Origin of the sequence: Pseudomonas sp. BF-B-26 (assembly GCF_019956495.1) — a bacterium.
Classification (GTDB): domain Bacteria; phylum Pseudomonadota; class Gammaproteobacteria; order Pseudomonadales; family Pseudomonadaceae; genus Aquipseudomonas.
On the sequence record NZ_JAHBDP010000105.1, the window covers coordinates 1 to 17945 of the forward strand.

Genomic DNA, 17945 nt, shown 5'->3' on the forward strand with positions numbered 1-17945 from the left:
AAAGCGGTGTGTCAGTCGAAACAATATTGCTTGACACACCGCTTTCGCGAGCAAGCCCGCTCCCACAGGGGATAGGGGGCTCTTCGCCCGTGACCGGTTTTTGCGTAAAATGCCGGCCTTTCGTCACACCTCACGGATTTCGCGTCATGGGCACTCTTACGGTCAACCAGAACAAACTGCAAAAGCGCCTTCGCCGCCAGGCCGGTGAGGCTGTTGCCGATTTCAACATGATTGAAGACGGCGACAAGGTCATGGTCTGCCTGTCCGGTGGCAAGGACAGCTACACCATGCTTGACGTGCTGTTGCACTTGCAGAAGGTCGCCCCGATCAAGTTCGAGATCGTGGCCGTGAACATGGACCAGAAACAGCCGGGTTTCCCTGAGCATGTGCTGCCGGCCTACCTCAAAGAGCTGGGCATCGAGTACCACATTGTCGAGAAAGACACCTATTCCGTGGTCAAGGAGCTGATCCCTGAAGGCAAGACCACCTGTTCGCTGTGCTCGCGCCTGCGTCGCGGCACGCTCTACACCTTCGCCGACCAAATCGGTGCGACCAAGATGGCCCTCGGTCATCACCGCGACGACATCGTCGAGACCTTTTTCCTGAACATGTTCTTCAACGGTTCGCTCAAAGCCATGCCGCCGAAGCTGCGCGCCGACGATGGCCGCAACGTGGTGATCCGTCCGCTGGCCTACTGCAACGAAAAAGACATCCAGGCCTACTCGGACTTCAAGCAATTCCCGATCATCCCGTGCAACCTCTGCGGCTCCCAGGAAAACCTGCAACGCCAGGTGGTCAAGGACATGCTTCAGGAATGGGAACGCAAGACGCCAGGCCGGACCGAAAGCATTTTCCGCAGCTTGCAGAACGTGATCCCGTCGCAACTGGCGGACCGTAATCTGTTCGATTTCACCAGTTTGAAGATCGACGAAACCGCGGCCTCGCGCTTCGTCAACGTCGTCAACCTCTGAACAAATTGTGGGAGCGGGCTTGCTCGCGAATGCGTAGTGTCAGTCGACATCAATGTTGAATGACACACCGCCTTCGCGAGCAAGCCCGCTCCCACAGGTTTTTCGTTAACCTCAGGAGAGGGCATGCGCGATTACAAGTGGCTGCACGAATACTGTCTGAACCGCTTCGGTTCGGCAGCTGAACTGGAAGCCCATCTGCCCGTTCCGAAAGCCCCGGCGCAATTGCGCAACATCAGCGACGACCGCTACCTCTCGACCATGGCGCTGCGCGTCTTCCGTGCCGGGCTCAAGCACAGTCTGGTGGACGCCAAATGGCCGGCGTTCGAAGAAGTGTTCTTCAAGTTCGACCCTGAGAAAGTCGTGCTGATGAGTGCCGAACACCTTGAGCGTTTGATGCAGGACGCGCGGATCATTCGTCACCTGGGCAAACTCAAGAGCGTGCCGCGCAACGCGCAGTTCATTCTGGATGTGGCGCATGAGAAGGGCAGCTTCGGCGCGTTGATCGCCGATTGGCCGGTCACGGATATCGTTGGGTTGTGGACCTACCTGAAAAAGCGCGGTCATCAATTGGGCGGGTTGTCAGCACCGCGGTTCTTGCGGATGGTGGGCAAGGATACGTTTGTGCCGAGCTACGACGTGGTCGCGGCGTTGAATGCGCAGAAGATCGTCGACAAGGTGCCGACCAGCCTGCGGGATCTGGCGTTGGTACAGGATGTGTTTAACCAGTGGCATGAACAGAGTGGCGGGCGGGCGATGAGCCAGATTTCGATGATGCTGGCCTACACTGTGAATCATTAAGACCGAGTCGCGCCCTTCGCGAGCAAGCCCGCTCCCACAGGGGATTTGTGGACGACGCAGATCCAATGTGGGAGCGGGCTTGCTCGCGAAGGCGTCGGATCAGGCGACTCGAATCTCACCTTCGCCAGCCAACTTGCGGTTCAACTGAAACCGCCACCGTACATACAGCAGCGCCGAGCAGAACACCGCCAGGCTCGCGCCCATCTCCAGCAAACCAAACAACTGTCGGTTCGGGTCATACGCCGCCAATGCGCCCTTGATGAAATACAGGTTCACCACAAAACACATCCATGAATGCCCGCGTGCACTGCCGATAATCATCCCCGGCGCCAGCAATAGCAGCGGCACCAGTTCGATTAGCAGAATCACCCATGGTCGGGCGCCGTGCAGGTCGGCGACCACCAGGTAGTAGGCGCACAGCAAACCCACCAAACCGAAGTAGCACAGCAGGCTGATGACGCGCATCGCTCGGACCCGCGGTTCGAGCCATTCGATGGAGGGCAAAATCTTCGGCTTTTTGGCCACGTCAGTTCCCCAGTTTCTGTGCAGTCTTCGCCAAGCGCAGGCCCAAGGCCCGACACAGCGCGACTTCATGTTCATTCAAACCGCTTTTGCCGTCCGCCCCGGCGTGATGGCTGGCGCCGTAAGGCGTGCCGCCGCCACGGGTTTCCAGCAGGGCCGATTCGCTGTAAGGCAGGCCGGTGATCAGCATGCCGTGGTGCAGCAACGGCAACATCATCGACAGCAGCGTGGTTTCCTGGCCACCGTGCAGGCTCGCGGTGGAGGTGAAAACCCCGGCCGGCTTGCCCACCAGAGCACCGGTCAGCCACAGGTTGCTGGTGCCGTCGAGGAAGTACTTGAGCGGCGCCGCCATGTTGCCGAACCGGGTCGGGCTGCCCATGGCCAGGCCCGCGCAGTTCTTCAAATCGTCGAGGCTGGCGTACAGCGCGCCTTCGTCGGGGATGTCCGGCGACACGGCTTCGCATTCGGTCGAGATCGGCGGGACCGTGCGCAACCGGGCTTCAAGGCCCGCCTGCTCGACGCCCCGGGCAATCTGCCGGGCCATTTCATTGGTCGAGCCGCTGCGGCTGTAATACAGAACCAGAATGTACGGCGCACTCACGGCAGCAGCTCCAGCACATTTTCCGGCGGCCGGCCGATGATGGCTTTGTCGCCGACTTCCAGAATCGGTCGCTCCATCAGTTTCGGGTTGGCGGCGATGGCGGCGATCAATTGCGCCTCGCTGAGGCTGCTGTCTGCCAGGTTAAGGGTTTTGTACTCGTCCTCACCGGTGCGCAGCAGTTGCCGGGCGCTGATGCCGAGCTTGGTCAGCAGGCTCTGGATTTGCGCCGCGTCCAGCGGGGTATCCAGGTAGCGGACCACCGTCGGGGTCAGGCCACGGGCTTCGAGCAGTTCGAGCGCACCGCGGGATTTCGAGCAGCGCGGGTTGTGATAAAGCGTCAGATCGGTCATGTGCGGTTCGCATCTTGCGTAAGGTGACGGCTATTCTAACTGTGCTGCGCGTAATCCAGAACCTTGGGAGGCGATGGGTCGCAGGCGCATTCAATTTTGAACAAGGAATACGACATGACTAGGCGACTGGCAGCGGCATTGGCGATCATCGGTGCGTTATTGCTGGGGGGCTGTGGTAACGACTATGGCATCGACCAGAGCGGCCAGAAAGTCGCCGCCGAACGTCTGGACAAACAATGGCTGGTGCTCAATTACTGGGCTGAATGGTGCGGGCCGTGCCGGACCGAGATCCCTGAATTGAACGCCTTGGCCGATCAGCTCAAGGCCAGGAAGATTGGTGTGTTCGGGGTCAACTTCGACAATGTGCAGGGTGAAGAGCTGAAAAGCGCCAGTGAAAAACTGGGTATCAAGTTCACCGTGCTGGCTTCTGATCCGGCCGATCTTTTCGAGTTACCGCGCAGTGAGGCGTTGCCGGTGACTTACATCATCGATAACAAGGGCAAGGTACGGGAACAGTTGATGGGTGAGCAGACGGCGGCGGGGGTGATGGCGAAGCTTGAGGCGTTGCAGGCGAAGAACTGATTGCTCCTACTGTGGCTAGGGAGCTTTTGTGGAGAGGGCTTTTGTGGCGAGGGGATTTATCCCCGTTGGGTTGCGCAGCAACCCCAAAAAAGGGACTGCTGCGCAGTCCAACGGGGATAAATCCCCTCGCCACAGATACACTTGGCTGCAGTGAGGAGGGCTCAACCCTCTTCAAGCCACCAACGCAACGGCTTGCCTTCTGCCGGCCAGAAGCGCATCTGGTCGATCGGCGAGACGTCCCAGCGCTGAACGTTTTCCAACGCCTGGAGGAAACGCTTTTCCTGCTCCATCAGCGCCGGCGCACACAGTTTGCGGGTGCTGCCAACCTTGCCGAAGCTCAGCTTGTCGCCTTCCAGGGTGTACGGCGCGAACCAGTGGTTGCAACCGCCGTTGCCGTAGGCCCGACCGTCTTCACCGAGGGTGACGGTCAGGTGGCTGTAATCCATCAGCGGACGTTCGCCAATCCACTCCAGAATGTAGCTGCGGTTTTGTTGCAATTGCACCGGCTCGGCGGCGCAGCCCAGCAGGCTGGCGCCAACCATAGTGGTCAGAGCGAGGCGTTTCATCACGCGGGCTCCTGGCATTTCGGGCACAGGTGCTTCTCGCCAACCGTGGTCCAGCCCAGTTCGGCGATCCGCCCGGTGGCAGCAGGCTTTTCAGCCTTGTTGCCCAGCTTGGCGTCGACCGCGAACTCGAAACTCAGCTCTTTGGCGCAGCTGTCGCAGTTGACTTTCCAGGTGTGGATCGCCAGTTCGCCGAACACCGGACCACTGGCCACCGCGACCCATTGGCCGGGCGGGTTGATCAAGTGGCGAACCGTTTCGACGGTCAGGCGCATGGACAAGTCCTTGGCGCCTTTAAGGGTCACTACCAGCACGTCGTTGTTACGAATCGAGCCGCCGTTGCCGGTGACTTGATAACGCCCCGGCACAAGGGCGCGGCATTCGGTGAGGGTGTGTTGCGGGTTCATCAGGCTATAGCGGAAATCGTGTTCGACCATGGGTCCTCCAAATATGCGCGGCATGCTAGCACGGACATCAGCGCAGCATGGCGCGGGCGTATGACCTTCGATCTGGTTCAGTCACCCTTTACCAGATTCGCAGGCGCGCCGGCCGCCCAAGCGGCGATGTTCTGCAGGGTAGTCGCGGCAATCGCACCCAGGGCTTCGCGGGTCAGGAAGGCCTGGTGAGCGGTGATGATCACGTTCGGAAAGGTCAGCAGCCGTGCCAGCACATCGTCCTGCAGCGGCAGGTCGGAACGGTCCTCGAAGAACAGCTGTGCTTCCTCTTCATACACATCCAGCCCCAGATAACCCAGTTGACCGTCCTTCAACGCGTCGATCAGCGCCGGCGTGTCCACCAGACCACCGCGGCCGGTGTTGATCAGCATCGCACCGGCTTGCATGTGCGCCAGTGACTCGCGATTGATCAAGTGTTTGCTTTGTTCGTTGAGCGGGCAGTGCAGGCTGATGATCTGCGACTCGGCCAGCAGTTCCGGCAGGCTCAGGTAACGGGCGCCGAGGGCTTCGACTTGCGGGTTGGGGAAGGGGTCATACGCCAGCAATTGGCAGCCAAAGCCGTTCATGATTTTCGCGAAGGTCGCGCCGATCTGCCCGGTGCCGACCACGCCAACGGTCTTGCCCACGAGGTCGAAGCCGGTCAGCCCGTGCAGGCTGAAATCCCCTTCGCGCGTGCGGTTGTAGGCGCGGTGCAGGCGCCGGTTGAGCGCCAGGATCAGTGCCACCGCATGTTCCGCTACTGCGTGGGGCGAGTAGGCCGGGACGCGCACAATCGCCAGCCCCAAACGCTTTGCCACTGCCAGGTCGACATGGTTGTAACCGGCCGAGCGCAGGGCGATCAGGCGTGTACCGCCCACAGCCAGGCGTTCGAGCACCGGTGCGCTGAGGTCATCATTGATGAAGGCACAGACCACTTCGTGATGCTCCGCCAGCGCCACCGTATCAAGGCTCAGTCGCGCTGATTGAAAGTGCAGTTCAATGCCGGCCGGTAGTTCGGCACAGAGAAAACTGTCGCGATCGTAGGTCTGGCTGCTGAAAAGAATCGTACGCATGCGGTCCTCCTGGAATGTACATCAAGCATTTATACGGGCATGAGCGGCCAGACGATTGATGGCCCGGTCGAGGTCTTCCAGTGCGCTGGGGGCTTTGGGGTCCTGTTGCTTGAGCAGGGTTTCGCTGCGCTGGCAGGCGGCGCGCAGTTGCGGGACGCCGCAATAACGGGTCGCGCCATGCAGGCGATGGACACGCTCGATCAGGGCGTTGTGGTCGTTGGTTTCCCGGGCGAAACGAATCGCCTCGCGGTCGGCTTCCAGCGACGCCAGCAGCATTGCCAGCATGTCCGCCGCCAGATCAGCCTTGCCGGCAGCCAGGCGCAAACCTTCTTCGTGATCGAGTACCTGCAACTCATGACCGCCACCGTGGCTGTCGCTGGAGCGCTCCGGCCCATGATTGCGCAGCGCCAGGCCGGTCCACTTCAGCACCACTTGGGCCAGTTGCCGTTCGCTGATCGGTTTGGTCAGGTAATCGTCCATGCCGCTTTGCAGCAGCGCGCGTTTTTCGTTGGCCATGGCGTGAGCGGTGAGGGCAACGATCGGCAGCGGCGTGCAATGCCGTTCACTTTCCCACTGGCGAATCGCTTCAGTGCTTTGCCGCCCGTCCATGCCGGGCATCTGAACGTCCATCAGCACCAGGTCGAAGGTTTCGGTCTGCACCGCCTTGACCGCCGCGTAACCGCTTTCCACCGCGAGGACTTTGGCGCCCATGTCCTCGAGCAGGGTTTGCACCAGCAGCAGGTTGGCCGGGTTGTCGTCGACACACAGCACCTTTGGCGCGCGGCTGGACACCGGTTCGCCGGGTTCGCTGCGGTGCTGGCGCGGGTTGACCAGGTCGGACAAGGCCCGCCGCAGCTTGCGGGTGCAGGCCGGTTTGGCCTGGAGCTGGCTGTGCGGGTTGGGCACCGAGAGGTGGAACAGCGTCTGTTCGGTGGTCGGGCACAACACCAGCACCTTGCAGCCCAGGTGTTCGAGGTCCCAGATGTGCTGGTTAAGGCGCTCTGGCGGCATGTCGTTGCTGGTGATGCCGAGCACCGCCAGGTCGATCGCCTGATCGGTCTGATGCGCGCCGGTCACGCCATTGGTCAGGCTTTCCAACGTATTGAACGGAGTGACTTCGAGGCCACAGTCTTCCAGTTGATGCTGCAACGCCTGACGGGCCAGTTCGTGATTTTCCAGCACCGCCACCCGACGCCCGAGCAACGGCGGACCGGGCAGGTCTTCGGCGTCGTCGCGGGTTTTGGGCAGGCTCAGGCTGATCCAGAATTCCGAGCCTTCGCCGGGGGTACTGTCGACACCGATCTCGCCACCCATCTGTTCGATCAGACGTTTGGAAATCACCAGCCCCAAACCAGTGCCACCCGGTTGCCGGGACAGCGAGTTGTCGGCCTGGCTGAAGGCCTGGAACAAGGCACGCACGTCCTGGTTCGACAGCCCGATGCCGGTGTCCTGAATGCTGATGCGCAGTTGCACGCTGTCTTCGTGTTCTTCTTCAAGCATGGCGCGGGCGACGATGGTGCCTTCGCGGGTGAACTTGATCGCGTTGCTGACCAGGTTGGTGAGGATCTGCTTGAGCCGCAGCGGGTCACCCACCAGCGACAGCGGCGTATCGCGATAAACCAGGCTCACCAGCTCCAACTGCTTGGCGTGGGCGGCCGGGGCGAGGATGGTCAGCGTGTCCTGGAGCAGGTCGCGCAAGTTGAACGGAATATTGTCGAGCACCAGTTTGCCGGCCTCGATTTTCGAGAAGTCGAGAATCTCGTTGATGATCCCCAACAGGCTGTCGGCGGACTTTTCGATGGTGCCCAGATAGTCGAGCTGGCGCGGGGTCAGCTCGCTTTTTTGCAGCAGATGCGTGAAGCCGAGAATGCCGTTGAGCGGCGTGCGGATTTCATGGCTCATGTTGGCCAGGAACTCGGATTTGATCCGGCTGGCTTCAAGGGCTTCCTTGCGCGCCAGGTCCAGTTCGATGTTCTGGATCTCGATGGTTTCCAGGTTCTGGCGCACGTCTTCGGTGGCCTGGTCGATGCTGTGCTGCAATTCTTCCTGCGCGTTTTGCAGGGTGCCGGCCATACGGTTGATGCCGGACGCCAGTGTGTCCAGCTCCTGGCTGCCGAGGGGCGGCAGACGGGTTTCCAGATGACCGTCCTTGAGTTGCGCCACCGCTTGCTTGATCTGGCTCAGCGGCCGATTGATGCTGCGGCCCATGCGTAACGCCAGCAACGCCGCACCGGCCAGGCCTGCGCCGATCAGCAACAGGCTGGCGAACAGGCTGCGGTAACCGCGCAGCAGCATGCCGTTGTGGGACAGTTCAAGTTCGACCCAGCCCAACAGGCGATCGGCTTCGTCGGGAATCAAGTCGCCGGCCAGATTGCGGTGCTTGCCGAACACCGGCAGCAAGTAACGCGTCGCGTCATTGCCGCTACGGCGCAGCATCTGCGAACTGTTGCCGACCGGCGCCTGGTTGAGCATGGTCGGGCCGGCATGGGCCAACAGGGAGCGGTCGGGGGCGAGGAACGATACGGCGCGCACGTCCGGTTGTTCCAGCGATTGGGTGGCAATACGCTCCAACAGCTCGGTGTTCTTGTGGCCCATGGCCGGGGCCACCAGGGGCGCCAGTTGTTCGGCGATCATCTCGCCACGCTGCATGAGCTGGGTTTGCAGGTCGGATTGCTGCATCCAGGTGAAATAGCCACCCAGAACCAAGGCCATCAGGCTGGTCGGCAACAGGGTCAGTAATAGCACGCGGCCTTTAATTCCCAGTTTCTTGAGCACGCATCTCTCCTGCATCCAGCGATTTAATGACCTGCACGTACGTCCAGCACGCGCCACCTGCGCAGTGTAGCGATTTGCAGGCGGGCAATCTTCGTAAAATTGATGTCGGCATTCGTCGGCAGGATCGCCACTTTTACCTCACGGGCAAACCTTGTGTTGCCCGCAGCAAGGCAATCTTGAATAATCCACAACTGAGAATTATTTGCAGATAGTCATGACTCCCATCGCTGCTGGACACCCTCGTATCCTGTCTATAGAAGACGACCTCGTACTCGGTGCATATGTTCATGAGCACCTGGGGCGTTGCGGTTTTCAGGTGACGTGGTGCCAGAACGGTCTGGAAGGCTTGACCATCGCCCGCCAGCAAGCCTTCGATGTGGTGCTGATGGATATTCTGCTGCCGGGCCTGGACGGGCTGAATGTACTGACGCAATTGCGCCAGAGCCATTCCACTCCGGTGGTGCTGATGTCGGCGCTCGGTGCCGAGGCGGATCGCATCAGTGGTTTTCGCCTGGGCGCCGATGACTACCTGCCCAAACCCTTCAGCATGGTCGAGTTGCGGGTGCGCATCGAAGCGATCCTGCGACGGGTCGCGCTCGACCGCCGGCCAGCGCCGGCACCGATTGCGCCTTCGGCGGACAGCCTGCGTTTCGACGATGAAGGCTGTGATGTCTTTTATGGCGAACACGCTGCCGGCCTGACCCGCAGCGAATATCGGTTGCTGGAAACGCTGAACCGCAATGGCGATGAAGTCCTGAGCAAAGCCTTCCTTTACCAGCATGTGCTGCAGCGCGGTTACGCGCCCCATGACCGCAGCCTCGACATGCACATCAGCCAGATCCGCCGCAAGCTCAAGGCCGTCGGTTACCTCGAGCGCGAAGTGCGCACGGTGTGGGGCAAGGGTTACGTATTGAGTGCGGTCGATGAAGTGGACTGACCTGCCGGGCAGGCATTCGCTGTTCTGGAAACTGGCGTGTTTGTTGGTAGCGTTCTGTCTGCTGATGATCTGGCTCAGTTGGTCCTGGGGGCGCTACATGGAACAGAAAAACCTGTTCCTGTCCGACGAGGCACGGGGCACGCTGATGCGCTACGCCGCCGAGGCCGAGCAGGTGTGGAATGAACGCCAGAGTGCGGGCATCGATGTCTGGTTGCACAGCGTCGGCCATCGCGAGTCGACATGGGTCGGTGTGATTGGCGGCGATTTGCAGTCATTGAGCAGTTACCCGCTGACGGAAATAGAAACCCGGCGCCTGACCTTTTTACGCGGTCTGGATTGGCCGACGAGTCGCCATACCAAAGGTTTGCCGTGGTTGAGAGTGCCTTTTCCCAAGGATCCGTCCGCTGGCAGCCTGGTGATCGAACTGCCCCGGCGTTTCGTGCCCGGCCGTTACCGGGTGTTCTGGCGGGTGATCACCAACGGGGTGATTCCCGGGTTGTTCACCTTGCTGCTGTGCGTCGGTCTGTATCGGTTGCTGGTCGTGCCTTTGAACAGTCTGCGCGAACAGGCCAATGCCTGGCGTGCCGACCCGTTGAACGTGCGGTTGTCGAGCCGCATCACCCATCGCCCGGATGAGCTGGGTGAACTGGGCCGGGCCTTCGATCACCTGTCCGAGCGCCTGCAAAGCACGGTGGCCCTGCAACAACAACTGCTGCGCGACCTGTCCCACGAGTTGCGCACGCCACTGAGTCGCCTGCGGGTGGCCAGCGAAAGCGAGCAGGGGTTGACCCAATTGCGCGAGCGCATTGGCCGAGAGGTCGATGGCATGCAGCGTCTGGTCGAAGACACCCTGCAACTGGCCTGGCTCGACACCGAGCGCACTCGGTTGCCCGACGAATCGATCCAGGTTCAGGCATTGTGGGAAATGCTCACGGAAAATGCCTGCTATGAAAGTGGCTGGCCGGCGAGCCAGTTGCAGTGTGCGGTGGATTCGTCATGCTGGGTGCGCGGCCATCTCAATACGTTGGCTCAAGCGCTGGAAAACATCCTGCGCAATGCCATTCGTCATTCACCGCAGGGCGGCGTTGTGCGTCTGGGTGGGCAGCGCGATGGTGACTTCTGGCAGGTGTGGCTGGAGGATGAGGGCGGCGGGGTGGCTGATGAAGATCTGGAGCGGATCTTCTCGCCGTTCATCCGACTTGACGGATCGCGACCGGGGGATGGTGGATTTGGCTTGGGGTTGAGCATTGCGAGGAATGCGGTGCAGCGTCAGGGCGGGAGTTTGTGGGCTGAGAATACTGAGACCGGGTTGCGGCTGAATATGCGGTTATTGGCTGATGGAAGTGTTGACTGTCAGACTGCTTTCGCGAGCAAGCCCGCTCCCACATTAGAGGTGAGTCGAACACAAAGTGTGTGATCAACCTCGGACAAATGTGGGAGCGGGCTTGCTCCGGGCGGCGTTCCGACGAAGAGGCCCTCCCATCCACCATTGATCTGATTTTGCCGGAGCGGTCCCGTTATTTTGTACGACCTTTCCTAAAGGTCATTGCCGACACCTTGTGCCTGATTCGACGGAATAGACTCACGTTTTCCTTCGTCCTCCAGGAGTTCGGCATGACTGCACCCAGCGTCCCCGGCAGCACAACCGAAGACCGTTTCAATGAAGTGCTGGCGCTGATTCAAAGTGCCAAGCAGCAAGCCATACAGGCGGTGAATACCCAGTTGATCGAGCTGTATTGGCAGGTGGGTGCTTACATCAGTCGCAAGCTGGAAAAAGCCGAATGGGGCGATTCTGTGGTCAGTCAACTGACCGAGCATCTGGCTCAGACTCAACCGGGGGTGCGTGGGTTTACCCGGTCGAACTTGTTCCGCATGCGTCAGTTCTATGAGGCTTATCACGCTGAAGAGAAAGTCGCACCACTGGTGCGACAATTGTCCTGGTCGCACAACCTGATCATTTTCAGCCAGAGTAAACGGCCGGAAGAGCGGGAGTTCTATGTCCGTTTGGCTGTTCAGGAAAAATGGTCGAAGCGTGAACTGGAGCGTCAGTTCAAAGCTGCACTGTTCGAGCGAAGCGTGACCCAACCGGCAAAAGCCACTGCAGTGCTGAGACAAACTCACCCTGAGGCACTGAACGTGTTCCGCGACGCCTACATGCTCGAGTTTCTCGACTTGCCCTCCAGCCATGGCGAAACCGATCTGCATAAAGGGTTGCTGGCGCGCCTCAAGGAATTTCTGATCGAACTGGGTCGCGACTTTTGTTTTGTCGGCTCTGAACGCCCGCTGCAAGTCGGCGGGCGTGATTTCGCCCTGGATCTGCTGTTCTTCCATCGCGGCCTTAATTGTCTTGTAGCCATTGAGCTTAAGGTCGGTCGTTTTGAACCGGAGTATTTGGGCAAGCTGAACTTCTATCTGGAAGCGCTGGATCGCAATGAACGCAAACCCCACGAAAACCCGGCCATTGGTGTGTTGCTGTGTGCCAGCAAGGATGACGAGGTGGTCGAGTACGCCCTTAACCGCAGCTTGTCGCCAGCGCTGATCGCTGAATACCAGGTGCAGCTACCGGACAAACAGTTGTTGCAGGCCAAGTTGCATGAGTTCTATGCATTGAATCTCGCGCAAGGCGAAGAGTACTGATCCAGCCACTTATTCCCATAAACCATAAGCACCATACTTTGCGTGATATGGCCTGCCGACGTTTGCCGGTATGATAGGCGCCCCCGCAGTCTGGATTGCGAATACGCCATGACCTTGCAGTACCCAACCATCGCCGATTGCGTCGGCAACACTCCGCTGGTCCGTTTGCAGCGCCTGCCTGGCGCCACCAGCAATACCCTTTTGCTCAAGCTCGAAGGGAATAACCCGGCGGGTTCGGTCAAGGACCGTCCGGCGCTGTCGATGATCACCCGCGCCGAACTGCGCGGGCAGATCCACGTCGGCGATACGCTGATCGAAGCGACCTCGGGCAACACCGGGATCGCCCTGGCGATGGCCGCCGCGATCAAGGGTTACAAGATGATCCTGATCATGCCGGACAACTCCAGCGCCGAGCGTAAAGCCGCCATGACGGCGTATGGCGCCGAGCTGATTCTGGTCACCCAGGAAGAGGGCATGGAAGGCGCCCGCGACCTCGCCCAGCGAATGGAAGCCGAAGGCCGCGGCAAGGTGCTGGATCAGTTCGCCAATGGGGACAACCCCGAAGCGCACTACACCACCACCGGCCCGGAAATCTGGCGTCAGACCGAAGGCACCATCACCCATTTCGTCAGCTCCATGGGCACCACCGGTACCATCATGGGCGTCTCGCGCTACTTGAAAGAGCAGAACGAGAGCGTGCAGATCATCGGTCTGCAACCGATGGAAGGCTCGGCGATTCCGGGCATCCGTCGCTGGCCGCAGGAATACCTGCCGAAGATCTACCAGGCCGAGCGCGTGGACCGGATCGTCGACATGGCGCAAAGCGAAGCCGAAGACGTGACCCGTCGTCTGGCCCGCGAAGAAGGCATCTTCTGCGGCGTGTCCTCGGGCGGTGCGGTAGCAGCGATGCTGCGTCTGTCCAAAGAAGTTGAAAACGCGGTGATCGTCGCGATCATCTGCGACCGTGGCGACCGTTACTTGTCGACCGGCATTTTCGACGCGCCCAACTGATGGCCAAGCAAGAGAGAGGCCTGCGCTTCCAGCCCACCGGCGGCAGCAAGGCCCCGCAAATTCCGACTGGCAAAAAGCAGCGCTTGAGTATCGAGCGCCTGGCTAATGACGGTCGCGGTATCGCGTTTTTTGAAGGTCGCACCTGGTTCGTCATCGGCGCATTGGCCGGTGAAGAAGTCGAAGCACGCGTGTTGGGTGCCCACGGCAAAGTGGTCGAGGCGCGCACCGAACGGGTGTTCCAGGCCAGCGAACTGCGCCGCCCGGCACCGTGCCCGCATGCCGGTCGCTGTGGCGGTTGCAGCGTGCAACATTTGCCGCACAACGAACAACTCGCCCTGAAACAGCGCATGCTCGCCGAGCAATTGTCGAAGGTCGCCGGTGTCGAACCCGAAGAATGGGCCGCGCCTTTGAGCGGTCCGGAGTTCGGTTACCGGCGTCGCGCCCGAGTGGCGGTGCGCTGGGACATGAAGGCGAAAAAACTCGAAGTCGGTTTCCGCGCCGCTGGCAGTCAGGACATCGTTGCGATCAACGAATGCACGGTGCTGGTACAGCCTTTGCAACCGATCATGACCCGCTTGCCGGAAATGCTCCGGCGCTTGAGCAAACCTCAGGCGCTGGGGCATGTGGAATTGTTCAGCGGTTCGTCGTTGGCGGTTTTGTTGCGGCACATGGCGCCGCTGTCCGACGCCGACATGACGATCCTCAAGGATTTCTGCGCCTTCCATGAAGCCCAATTGTGGCTGCACGGTGACGGTGAACCGCAACCGGTCGAGGCTGACCAGTCGTTGGGTTATCGACTTGAACAGTGGGATTTGAACCTGGCGTACCGACCGGGAGATTTCATCCAGGTCAACGCCGGGGTCAATGAAGCGATGATCGCCCAGGCGTTGGAGTGGCTGAAGCCGACGGCGGATGAACGGGTTCTCGATCTATTCTGTGGTTTGGGTAACTTCGCATTGCCGCTGGCCAAGGTCGTTCGCGAAGTGGTGGCGGTGGAAGGTGTGCAGGCGATGGTCGAGCGGGCAGCCGCGAACGCTGCTAGCAACAATCTTCATAATGCGAAGTTTTTTCAGGCCGATTTATCCCAGCCTTTGACCGATGCCGAATGGGCGCGGGAAGGCTTTTGTGCGGTACTCTTGGACCCACCGCGTGACGGTGCTTTCGAGGCAGTGCGCAAGCTTGCGTCCCTGGGCGCCAAACGGTTGGTGTATGTGTCGTGCAATCCGGCAACGCTGGCGCGCGATACGGTCGAATTGATCAAGCAGGGCTACCGGTTAAAACGTGCCGGGATTCTCGATATGTTTCCTCAGACGGCACATGTCGAGGCCATGGCGTTATTTGAAGCGAGCTAGGACGGCTCGTCTGGTCCGACTGGCCTGCCCACGCCACTCTCGCATTAGCCCCGCGAGCGTCCAAGGGTAACGAAAGGTCAGCGATTTGACGCATTGAATCTGCGTCGTAGGGAAGGTAAGCAAGATGGTACAGGTGAGAGCACACCAGCCGATCAACACCGACGGCAGTATCAATCTCGAGGCTTGGCTCGATCATGCGGTCAGTGTCGATCCGGCACTGGATCGCGAAGCCTTGAAGGAAGCGTGCGAGTTTGCTCGTACGTCTGAACAACAAGCCAATGCGGCGAAAAACCTGTGGTCCGAAGGGACCTCGAGTTTCCGCACGGGCCTTGAGATCGCCGAGATTCTCGCCGACCTCAAACTCGATCAGGATTCGTTGGTTGCCGCGATCCTGTATCGCGGCGTGCGCGAAGGCCAGATCGAGTTGCCGGCGATCAGCCAGCGCTTCGGTCCGGTGGTCGCCAAGCTCATCGACGGCGTGCTGCGCATGGCGGCGATCAGCGCCAGCCTCAGCCCCCGCCAATCCCTGGTGCTGGGCACGCAGGGCCAGGTCGAAAACCTGCGCAAGATGCTGGTCGCCATGGTCGACGACGTTCGCGTTGCACTGATCAAACTGGCCGAACGCACCTGCGCCATCCGTGCGGTGAAAACCGCCGATGACGAAAAACGCAACCGCGTCGCCCGTGAAGTCTTCGACATCTACGCGCCTTTGGCTCACCGTCTCGGTATCGGTCATATCAAGTGGGAACTGGAGGACTTGTCCTTTCGTTACCTTGAGCCCGATCAGTACAAGCAGATCGCCAAGTTGCTTCATGAGCGACGTCTGGATCGCGAGCGCTTCATCGCCGACGTGATGAGCCAACTGAAGAATGAGCTGACCGCCACCGGCGTCGACGCCGACATCAGCGGCCGGGCCAAACACATCTATTCGATCTGGCGCAAAATGCAGCGTAAGGGTCTGGAATTCAGCCAGATCTACGACGTGCGCGCCGTTCGCGTGCTGGTGCCGGAAATGCGCGACTGCTACACCGCACTCGGTATCGTCCACACCCTGTGGCGGCACATCCCGAAAGAATTCGACGACTACATCGCCAACCCGAAAGAGAACGGCTACCGCTCGCTGCACACCGCGGTGATCGGCCCTGAGGGCAAGGTGCTGGAAGTGCAGATCCGCACCCACGCCATGCACGAAGAAGCCGAGCTGGGCGTTTGCGCGCACTGGCGCTACAAGGGCACCGACGTCAAATCCGGCTCCAACCACTACGAAGAGAAAATCTCCTGGCTGCGTCAGGTCCTCGAGTGGCATGAAGAATTGGGCGACATCGGCGGCCTGGCAGAACAGCTTCGGGTCGATATCGAGCCGGACCGGGTCTACATCTTCACCCCGGACGGTCACGCCATCGACTTGCCGAAGGGCGCGACGCCGCTGGACTTCGCCTACCGCGTGCATACCGAAATCGGTCACAACTGCCGTGGCGCGAAGATCAACGGGCGCATCGTGCCGCTCAACTACAGCCTGCAAACCGGTGAACAGGTCGAGATCATCACCAGCAAGCACGGCACCCCGAGCCGCGACTGGCTGAACCCGAACCTGGGTTACATCACCACCTCGCGGGCACGGGCGAAGATTGTTCACTGGTTCAAGTTGCAGGCGCGCGACCAGAACGTCGCCGCCGGTAAAACCTTGCTGGAGCGTGAACTCAGTCGCCTCGGTCTGCCAGCGGTGGATTTCGACAAGCTGGCCGAAAAGGCCAACATGAAGGTGGCCGAAGACATGTTCGCCGCGTTGGGCGCAGGCGATTTACGTCTGGCGCAACTGGTGAACCTGGCGCAGCAACTGGTCGAGCCGGAGCGCGGCAACGAACAGCTGGAACTGATTCCGCGCAAGGCCACCGGCTACAAACCGGGCAAGCGCGGCGACATCCAGATCCAGGGCGTCGGCAACCTCATGACCCAGATGGCGGGTTGCTGCCAGCCGCTGCCGGGGGATGCGATCGTCGGTTACATCACCGTGGGCCGCGGCGTGAGCATCCATCGTCAGGACTGCGCCTCGGTGCTGCAACTGGGCAGCCGCGAACCCGAGCGGATCATCCAGGTCAGCTGGGGGCCGGTGCCGGTGCTCACCTATCCGGTGGACATCATCATCCGCGCCTACGACCGATCCGGTCTGCTGCGTGACGTTTCGCAAGTGCTGCTCAACGAGCGGATCAACGTGCTGGCGGTCAACACCCGCTCGAACAAAGAGGACAACACCGCGTTGATGTCCCTGACCATCGAGATTCCGGGGCTGGATGCACTGGGGCGGTTGCTGGGGCGGATTTCCCAGTTGCCGAACATCATCGAAACCCGTCGTAACCGGACGCCGTAATGATGACCAATGTGGGAGCGAGCCTGCTCGCGATGGCGGTATTTCAGTCAACATCTGTGTTGTCTGCGAGTCCGCTATCGCGAGCAGGCTCGCTCCCACAGGTTTTTGTGATGAGACATGATTGATGTACAGCCTTGAAGACTTGCTGCACTTGATGAGCCGTCTGCGCGACCCGCAGTACGGCTGCCCGTGGGACATCAAGCAAACCTACGAAACCATCGTCCCGCACACGCTGGAAGAAGCCTACGAAGTCGCCGACGCCATCGAGCGCGGAGACTTCGATCACTTGCAGGGTGAGTTGGGGGATTTGCTGTTCCAGGTGGTTTATTACAGCCAGCTGGCGCGGGAAGAAGGGCGCTTCGAATTCGCCGGTGTCATCGACAGCATCACCCGCAAATTGATTCGCCGTCATCCTCACGTTTTTCCCACGGGTGATTTGTACGCACCGCTGGATGTTCCGCGTCTGAATGAAGATCAGGTCAAGCAGCGCTGGGAAGAGATCAAGGCTGAGGAACGCGCCGAGAAATCATCCACGCCAACGCAACTGTCCTTGCTCGACGACGTACCCGCAGCACTGCCGGCATTGTCCCGTTCGGCGAAGTTGCAGAAGCGCGCAGGGCAGGTCGGGTTCGACTGGCCTGACGCCTTGCCGGTGCTCGACAAAGTGCGCGAAGAGCTCGATGAAGTGCTCGAAGCCATGGCCGACAATGACTCGGTAGCGATTGCCGATGAAGTCGGTGATCTGTTGTTTTCCGTGGTCAATCTGGCGCGTCATCTCAAGGTCGACCCCGAAACTGCACTGCGTGGCGCCAACAGCAAGTTCGAAAGACGCTTCCGTTTTATCGAACAGGCATTGCGCGACACCCACCGTCCCATAGAAGATTGCACCCTCGAAGAGTTGGACGCCTTGTGGGGCGAAGCCAAACGTCAGGAAAAGAATTTGCCCAGCTGCGGTTGAGCAGTTGCCTAAG

The 17945-nt window shown here is 60.3% G+C and carries 17 protein-coding genes; 10 read left to right on the forward strand and 7 right to left on the reverse strand.

The genetic code is table 11. The annotated features are described in order from the left end of the window. Window positions 1–146 precede the first annotated feature (146 nt). Window positions 147–971: a tRNA 2-thiocytidine(32) synthetase TtcA gene (ttcA, locus tag KGB03_RS24205; RefSeq protein ID WP_223529508.1), complete on the forward strand. Its 825-nt coding sequence runs from the start codon at window positions 147–149 to the stop codon at window positions 969–971. A 123-nt stretch (window positions 972–1094) separates the two neighbouring features. After that, window positions 1095–1769: a DNA-3-methyladenine glycosylase I gene (locus KGB03_RS24210; RefSeq protein ID WP_223529514.1), complete on the forward strand. Its 675-nt coding sequence runs from the start codon at window positions 1095–1097 to the stop codon at window positions 1767–1769. A 99-nt stretch (window positions 1770–1868) separates the two neighbouring features. Here KGB03_RS24210 and KGB03_RS24215 read toward each other — a convergent pair whose 3' ends face one another. Genes KGB03_RS24215 through arsC form a run of 3 tightly spaced genes read right to left on the reverse strand, consistent with a single transcriptional unit; the run spans window position 1869 to window position 3242 of the window. Then, window positions 1869–2294 carry a DUF2069 domain-containing protein gene (locus KGB03_RS24215; RefSeq protein ID WP_095132448.1) on the reverse strand — a complete coding sequence of 142 codons (426 nt, stop codon included), beginning with the start codon at window positions 2292–2294 and terminating at the stop codon, window positions 1869–1871. A 1-nt stretch (window position 2295) separates the two neighbouring features. Next, entirely contained in the window at window positions 2296–2892 is a 597-nt protein-coding gene (wrbA, locus tag KGB03_RS24220) for an NAD(P)H:quinone oxidoreductase (RefSeq protein ID WP_111451702.1), read from the reverse strand. Next, complete coding sequence (gene arsC / locus KGB03_RS24225; protein WP_123369215.1) at window positions 2889–3242, reverse strand: arsenate reductase (glutaredoxin); 354 nt, start codon at window positions 3240–3242, stop codon at window positions 2889–2891. The genes wrbA and arsC overlap by 4 nt, the downstream gene beginning before the upstream one ends. A 114-nt stretch (window positions 3243–3356) precedes the next feature. Between arsC and KGB03_RS24230 the strand changes: the two genes are divergently transcribed. After that, window positions 3357–3824, forward strand: coding sequence for a TlpA disulfide reductase family protein (locus tag KGB03_RS24230; protein WP_111451704.1), 468 nt, complete (start codon window positions 3357–3359; stop codon window positions 3822–3824). A gap of 161 nt (window positions 3825–3985) precedes the next feature. On the opposite strand, the gene KGB03_RS24235 is transcribed toward KGB03_RS24230, so the two are convergent. The 4 genes from KGB03_RS24235 to KGB03_RS24250 form a co-directional block, all read right to left on the reverse strand. Further along, window positions 3986–4390 carry an META domain-containing protein gene (locus tag KGB03_RS24235; protein WP_111451705.1) on the reverse strand — a complete coding sequence of 135 codons (405 nt, stop codon included), beginning with the start codon at window positions 4388–4390 and terminating at the stop codon, window positions 3986–3988. Then, window positions 4390–4824 (reverse strand): hypothetical protein, encoded by a 435-nt coding sequence (locus KGB03_RS24240; protein WP_223529516.1) that lies wholly within the window; start codon window positions 4822–4824, stop codon window positions 4390–4392. Before KGB03_RS24240 ends, KGB03_RS24235 begins: the two co-directional genes overlap by 1 nt. A gap of 77 nt (window positions 4825–4901) precedes the next feature. Beyond that, window positions 4902–5894: a 2-hydroxyacid dehydrogenase gene (locus KGB03_RS24245; protein ID WP_223529518.1), complete on the reverse strand. Its 993-nt coding sequence runs from the start codon at window positions 5892–5894 to the stop codon at window positions 4902–4904. A 21-nt stretch (window positions 5895–5915) separates the two neighbouring features. After that, window positions 5916–8669, reverse strand: coding sequence for a response regulator (locus tag KGB03_RS24250; RefSeq protein ID WP_218537625.1), 2754 nt, complete (start codon window positions 8667–8669; stop codon window positions 5916–5918). 214 nt (window positions 8670–8883) lie between these two features. Here KGB03_RS24250 and KGB03_RS24255 point away from each other — a divergent pair, with 214 nt between their 5' ends. The 7 genes from KGB03_RS24255 (at window position 8884) to mazG (ending at window position 17932) form a co-directional block, all read left to right on the forward strand. After that, window positions 8884–9606 (forward strand): response regulator transcription factor, encoded by a 723-nt coding sequence (locus KGB03_RS24255; RefSeq protein WP_223529521.1) that lies wholly within the window; start codon window positions 8884–8886, stop codon window positions 9604–9606. Next, window positions 9593–11023 (forward strand): sensor histidine kinase, encoded by a 1431-nt coding sequence (locus tag KGB03_RS24260; RefSeq protein WP_223529523.1) that lies wholly within the window; start codon window positions 9593–9595, stop codon window positions 11021–11023. The genes KGB03_RS24255 and KGB03_RS24260 overlap by 14 nt, the downstream gene beginning before the upstream one ends. 197 nt (window positions 11024–11220) lie before the next feature. Further along, a complete protein-coding gene (locus KGB03_RS24265) occupies window positions 11221–12243 on the forward strand; it encodes a YhcG family protein (RefSeq protein WP_223529530.1) in 1023 nt (340 codons plus the stop codon). A 108-nt stretch (window positions 12244–12351) separates the two neighbouring features. Further along, window positions 12352–13254, forward strand: coding sequence for a cysteine synthase CysM (gene cysM / locus KGB03_RS24270; protein WP_008148007.1), 903 nt, complete (start codon window positions 12352–12354; stop codon window positions 13252–13254). After that, window positions 13254–14606: a 23S rRNA (uracil(1939)-C(5))-methyltransferase RlmD gene (gene rlmD, locus KGB03_RS24275; RefSeq protein WP_008148009.1), complete on the forward strand. Its 1353-nt coding sequence runs from the start codon at window positions 13254–13256 to the stop codon at window positions 14604–14606. The genes cysM and rlmD overlap by 1 nt, the downstream gene beginning before the upstream one ends. 124 nt (window positions 14607–14730) lie before the next feature. After that, window positions 14731–16974 (forward strand): GTP diphosphokinase, encoded by a 2244-nt coding sequence (relA, locus tag KGB03_RS24280; protein ID WP_192411048.1) that lies wholly within the window; start codon window positions 14731–14733, stop codon window positions 16972–16974. Window positions 16975–17098: 124 nt separating this feature from the next. Then, complete coding sequence (gene mazG, locus KGB03_RS24285) at window positions 17099–17932, forward strand: nucleoside triphosphate pyrophosphohydrolase (protein WP_218537629.1); 834 nt, start codon at window positions 17099–17101, stop codon at window positions 17930–17932. The last annotated feature ends 13 nt before the right edge of the window (window positions 17933–17945 follow it).

What these genes read in the sequence shown, in the direction of transcription:
- KGB03_RS24255 (WP_223529521.1), top strand. Translation starts at nt 8,884, where the DNA reads ATGACTCCCATCGCTGCTGGACACCCTCGTATCCTGTCTATAGAAGAC.
- mazG (WP_218537629.1), top strand. Translation starts at nt 17,099, where the DNA reads ATGTACAGCCTTGAAGACTTGCTGCACTTGATGAGCCGTCTGCGCGAC.
- cysM (WP_008148007.1), top strand. Translation starts at nt 12,352, where the DNA reads ATGACCTTGCAGTACCCAACCATCGCCGATTGCGTCGGCAACACTCCG.
- ttcA (WP_223529508.1), top strand. Translation starts at nt 147, where the DNA reads ATGGGCACTCTTACGGTCAACCAGAACAAACTGCAAAAGCGCCTTCGC.
- KGB03_RS24245 (WP_223529518.1), bottom strand. Translation starts at nt 5,894, where the DNA reads ATGCGTACGATTCTTTTCAGCAGCCAGACCTACGATCGCGACAGTTTT.
- relA (WP_192411048.1), top strand. Translation starts at nt 14,731, where the DNA reads ATGGTACAGGTGAGAGCACACCAGCCGATCAACACCGACGGCAGTATC.
- rlmD (WP_008148009.1), top strand. Translation starts at nt 13,254, where the DNA reads ATGGCCAAGCAAGAGAGAGGCCTGCGCTTCCAGCCCACCGGCGGCAGC.
- KGB03_RS24210 (WP_223529514.1), top strand. Translation starts at nt 1,095, where the DNA reads ATGCGCGATTACAAGTGGCTGCACGAATACTGTCTGAACCGCTTCGGT.
- KGB03_RS24240 (WP_223529516.1), bottom strand. Translation starts at nt 4,824, where the DNA reads ATGGTCGAACACGATTTCCGCTATAGCCTGATGAACCCGCAACACACC.
- arsC (WP_123369215.1), bottom strand. Translation starts at nt 3,242, where the DNA reads ATGACCGATCTGACGCTTTATCACAACCCGCGCTGCTCGAAATCCCGC.
- KGB03_RS24265 (WP_223529530.1), top strand. Translation starts at nt 11,221, where the DNA reads ATGACTGCACCCAGCGTCCCCGGCAGCACAACCGAAGACCGTTTCAAT.
- KGB03_RS24230 (WP_111451704.1), top strand. Translation starts at nt 3,357, where the DNA reads ATGACTAGGCGACTGGCAGCGGCATTGGCGATCATCGGTGCGTTATTG.
- KGB03_RS24235 (WP_111451705.1), bottom strand. Translation starts at nt 4,390, where the DNA reads ATGAAACGCCTCGCTCTGACCACTATGGTTGGCGCCAGCCTGCTGGGC.
- KGB03_RS24260 (WP_223529523.1), top strand. Translation starts at nt 9,593, where the DNA reads ATGAAGTGGACTGACCTGCCGGGCAGGCATTCGCTGTTCTGGAAACTG.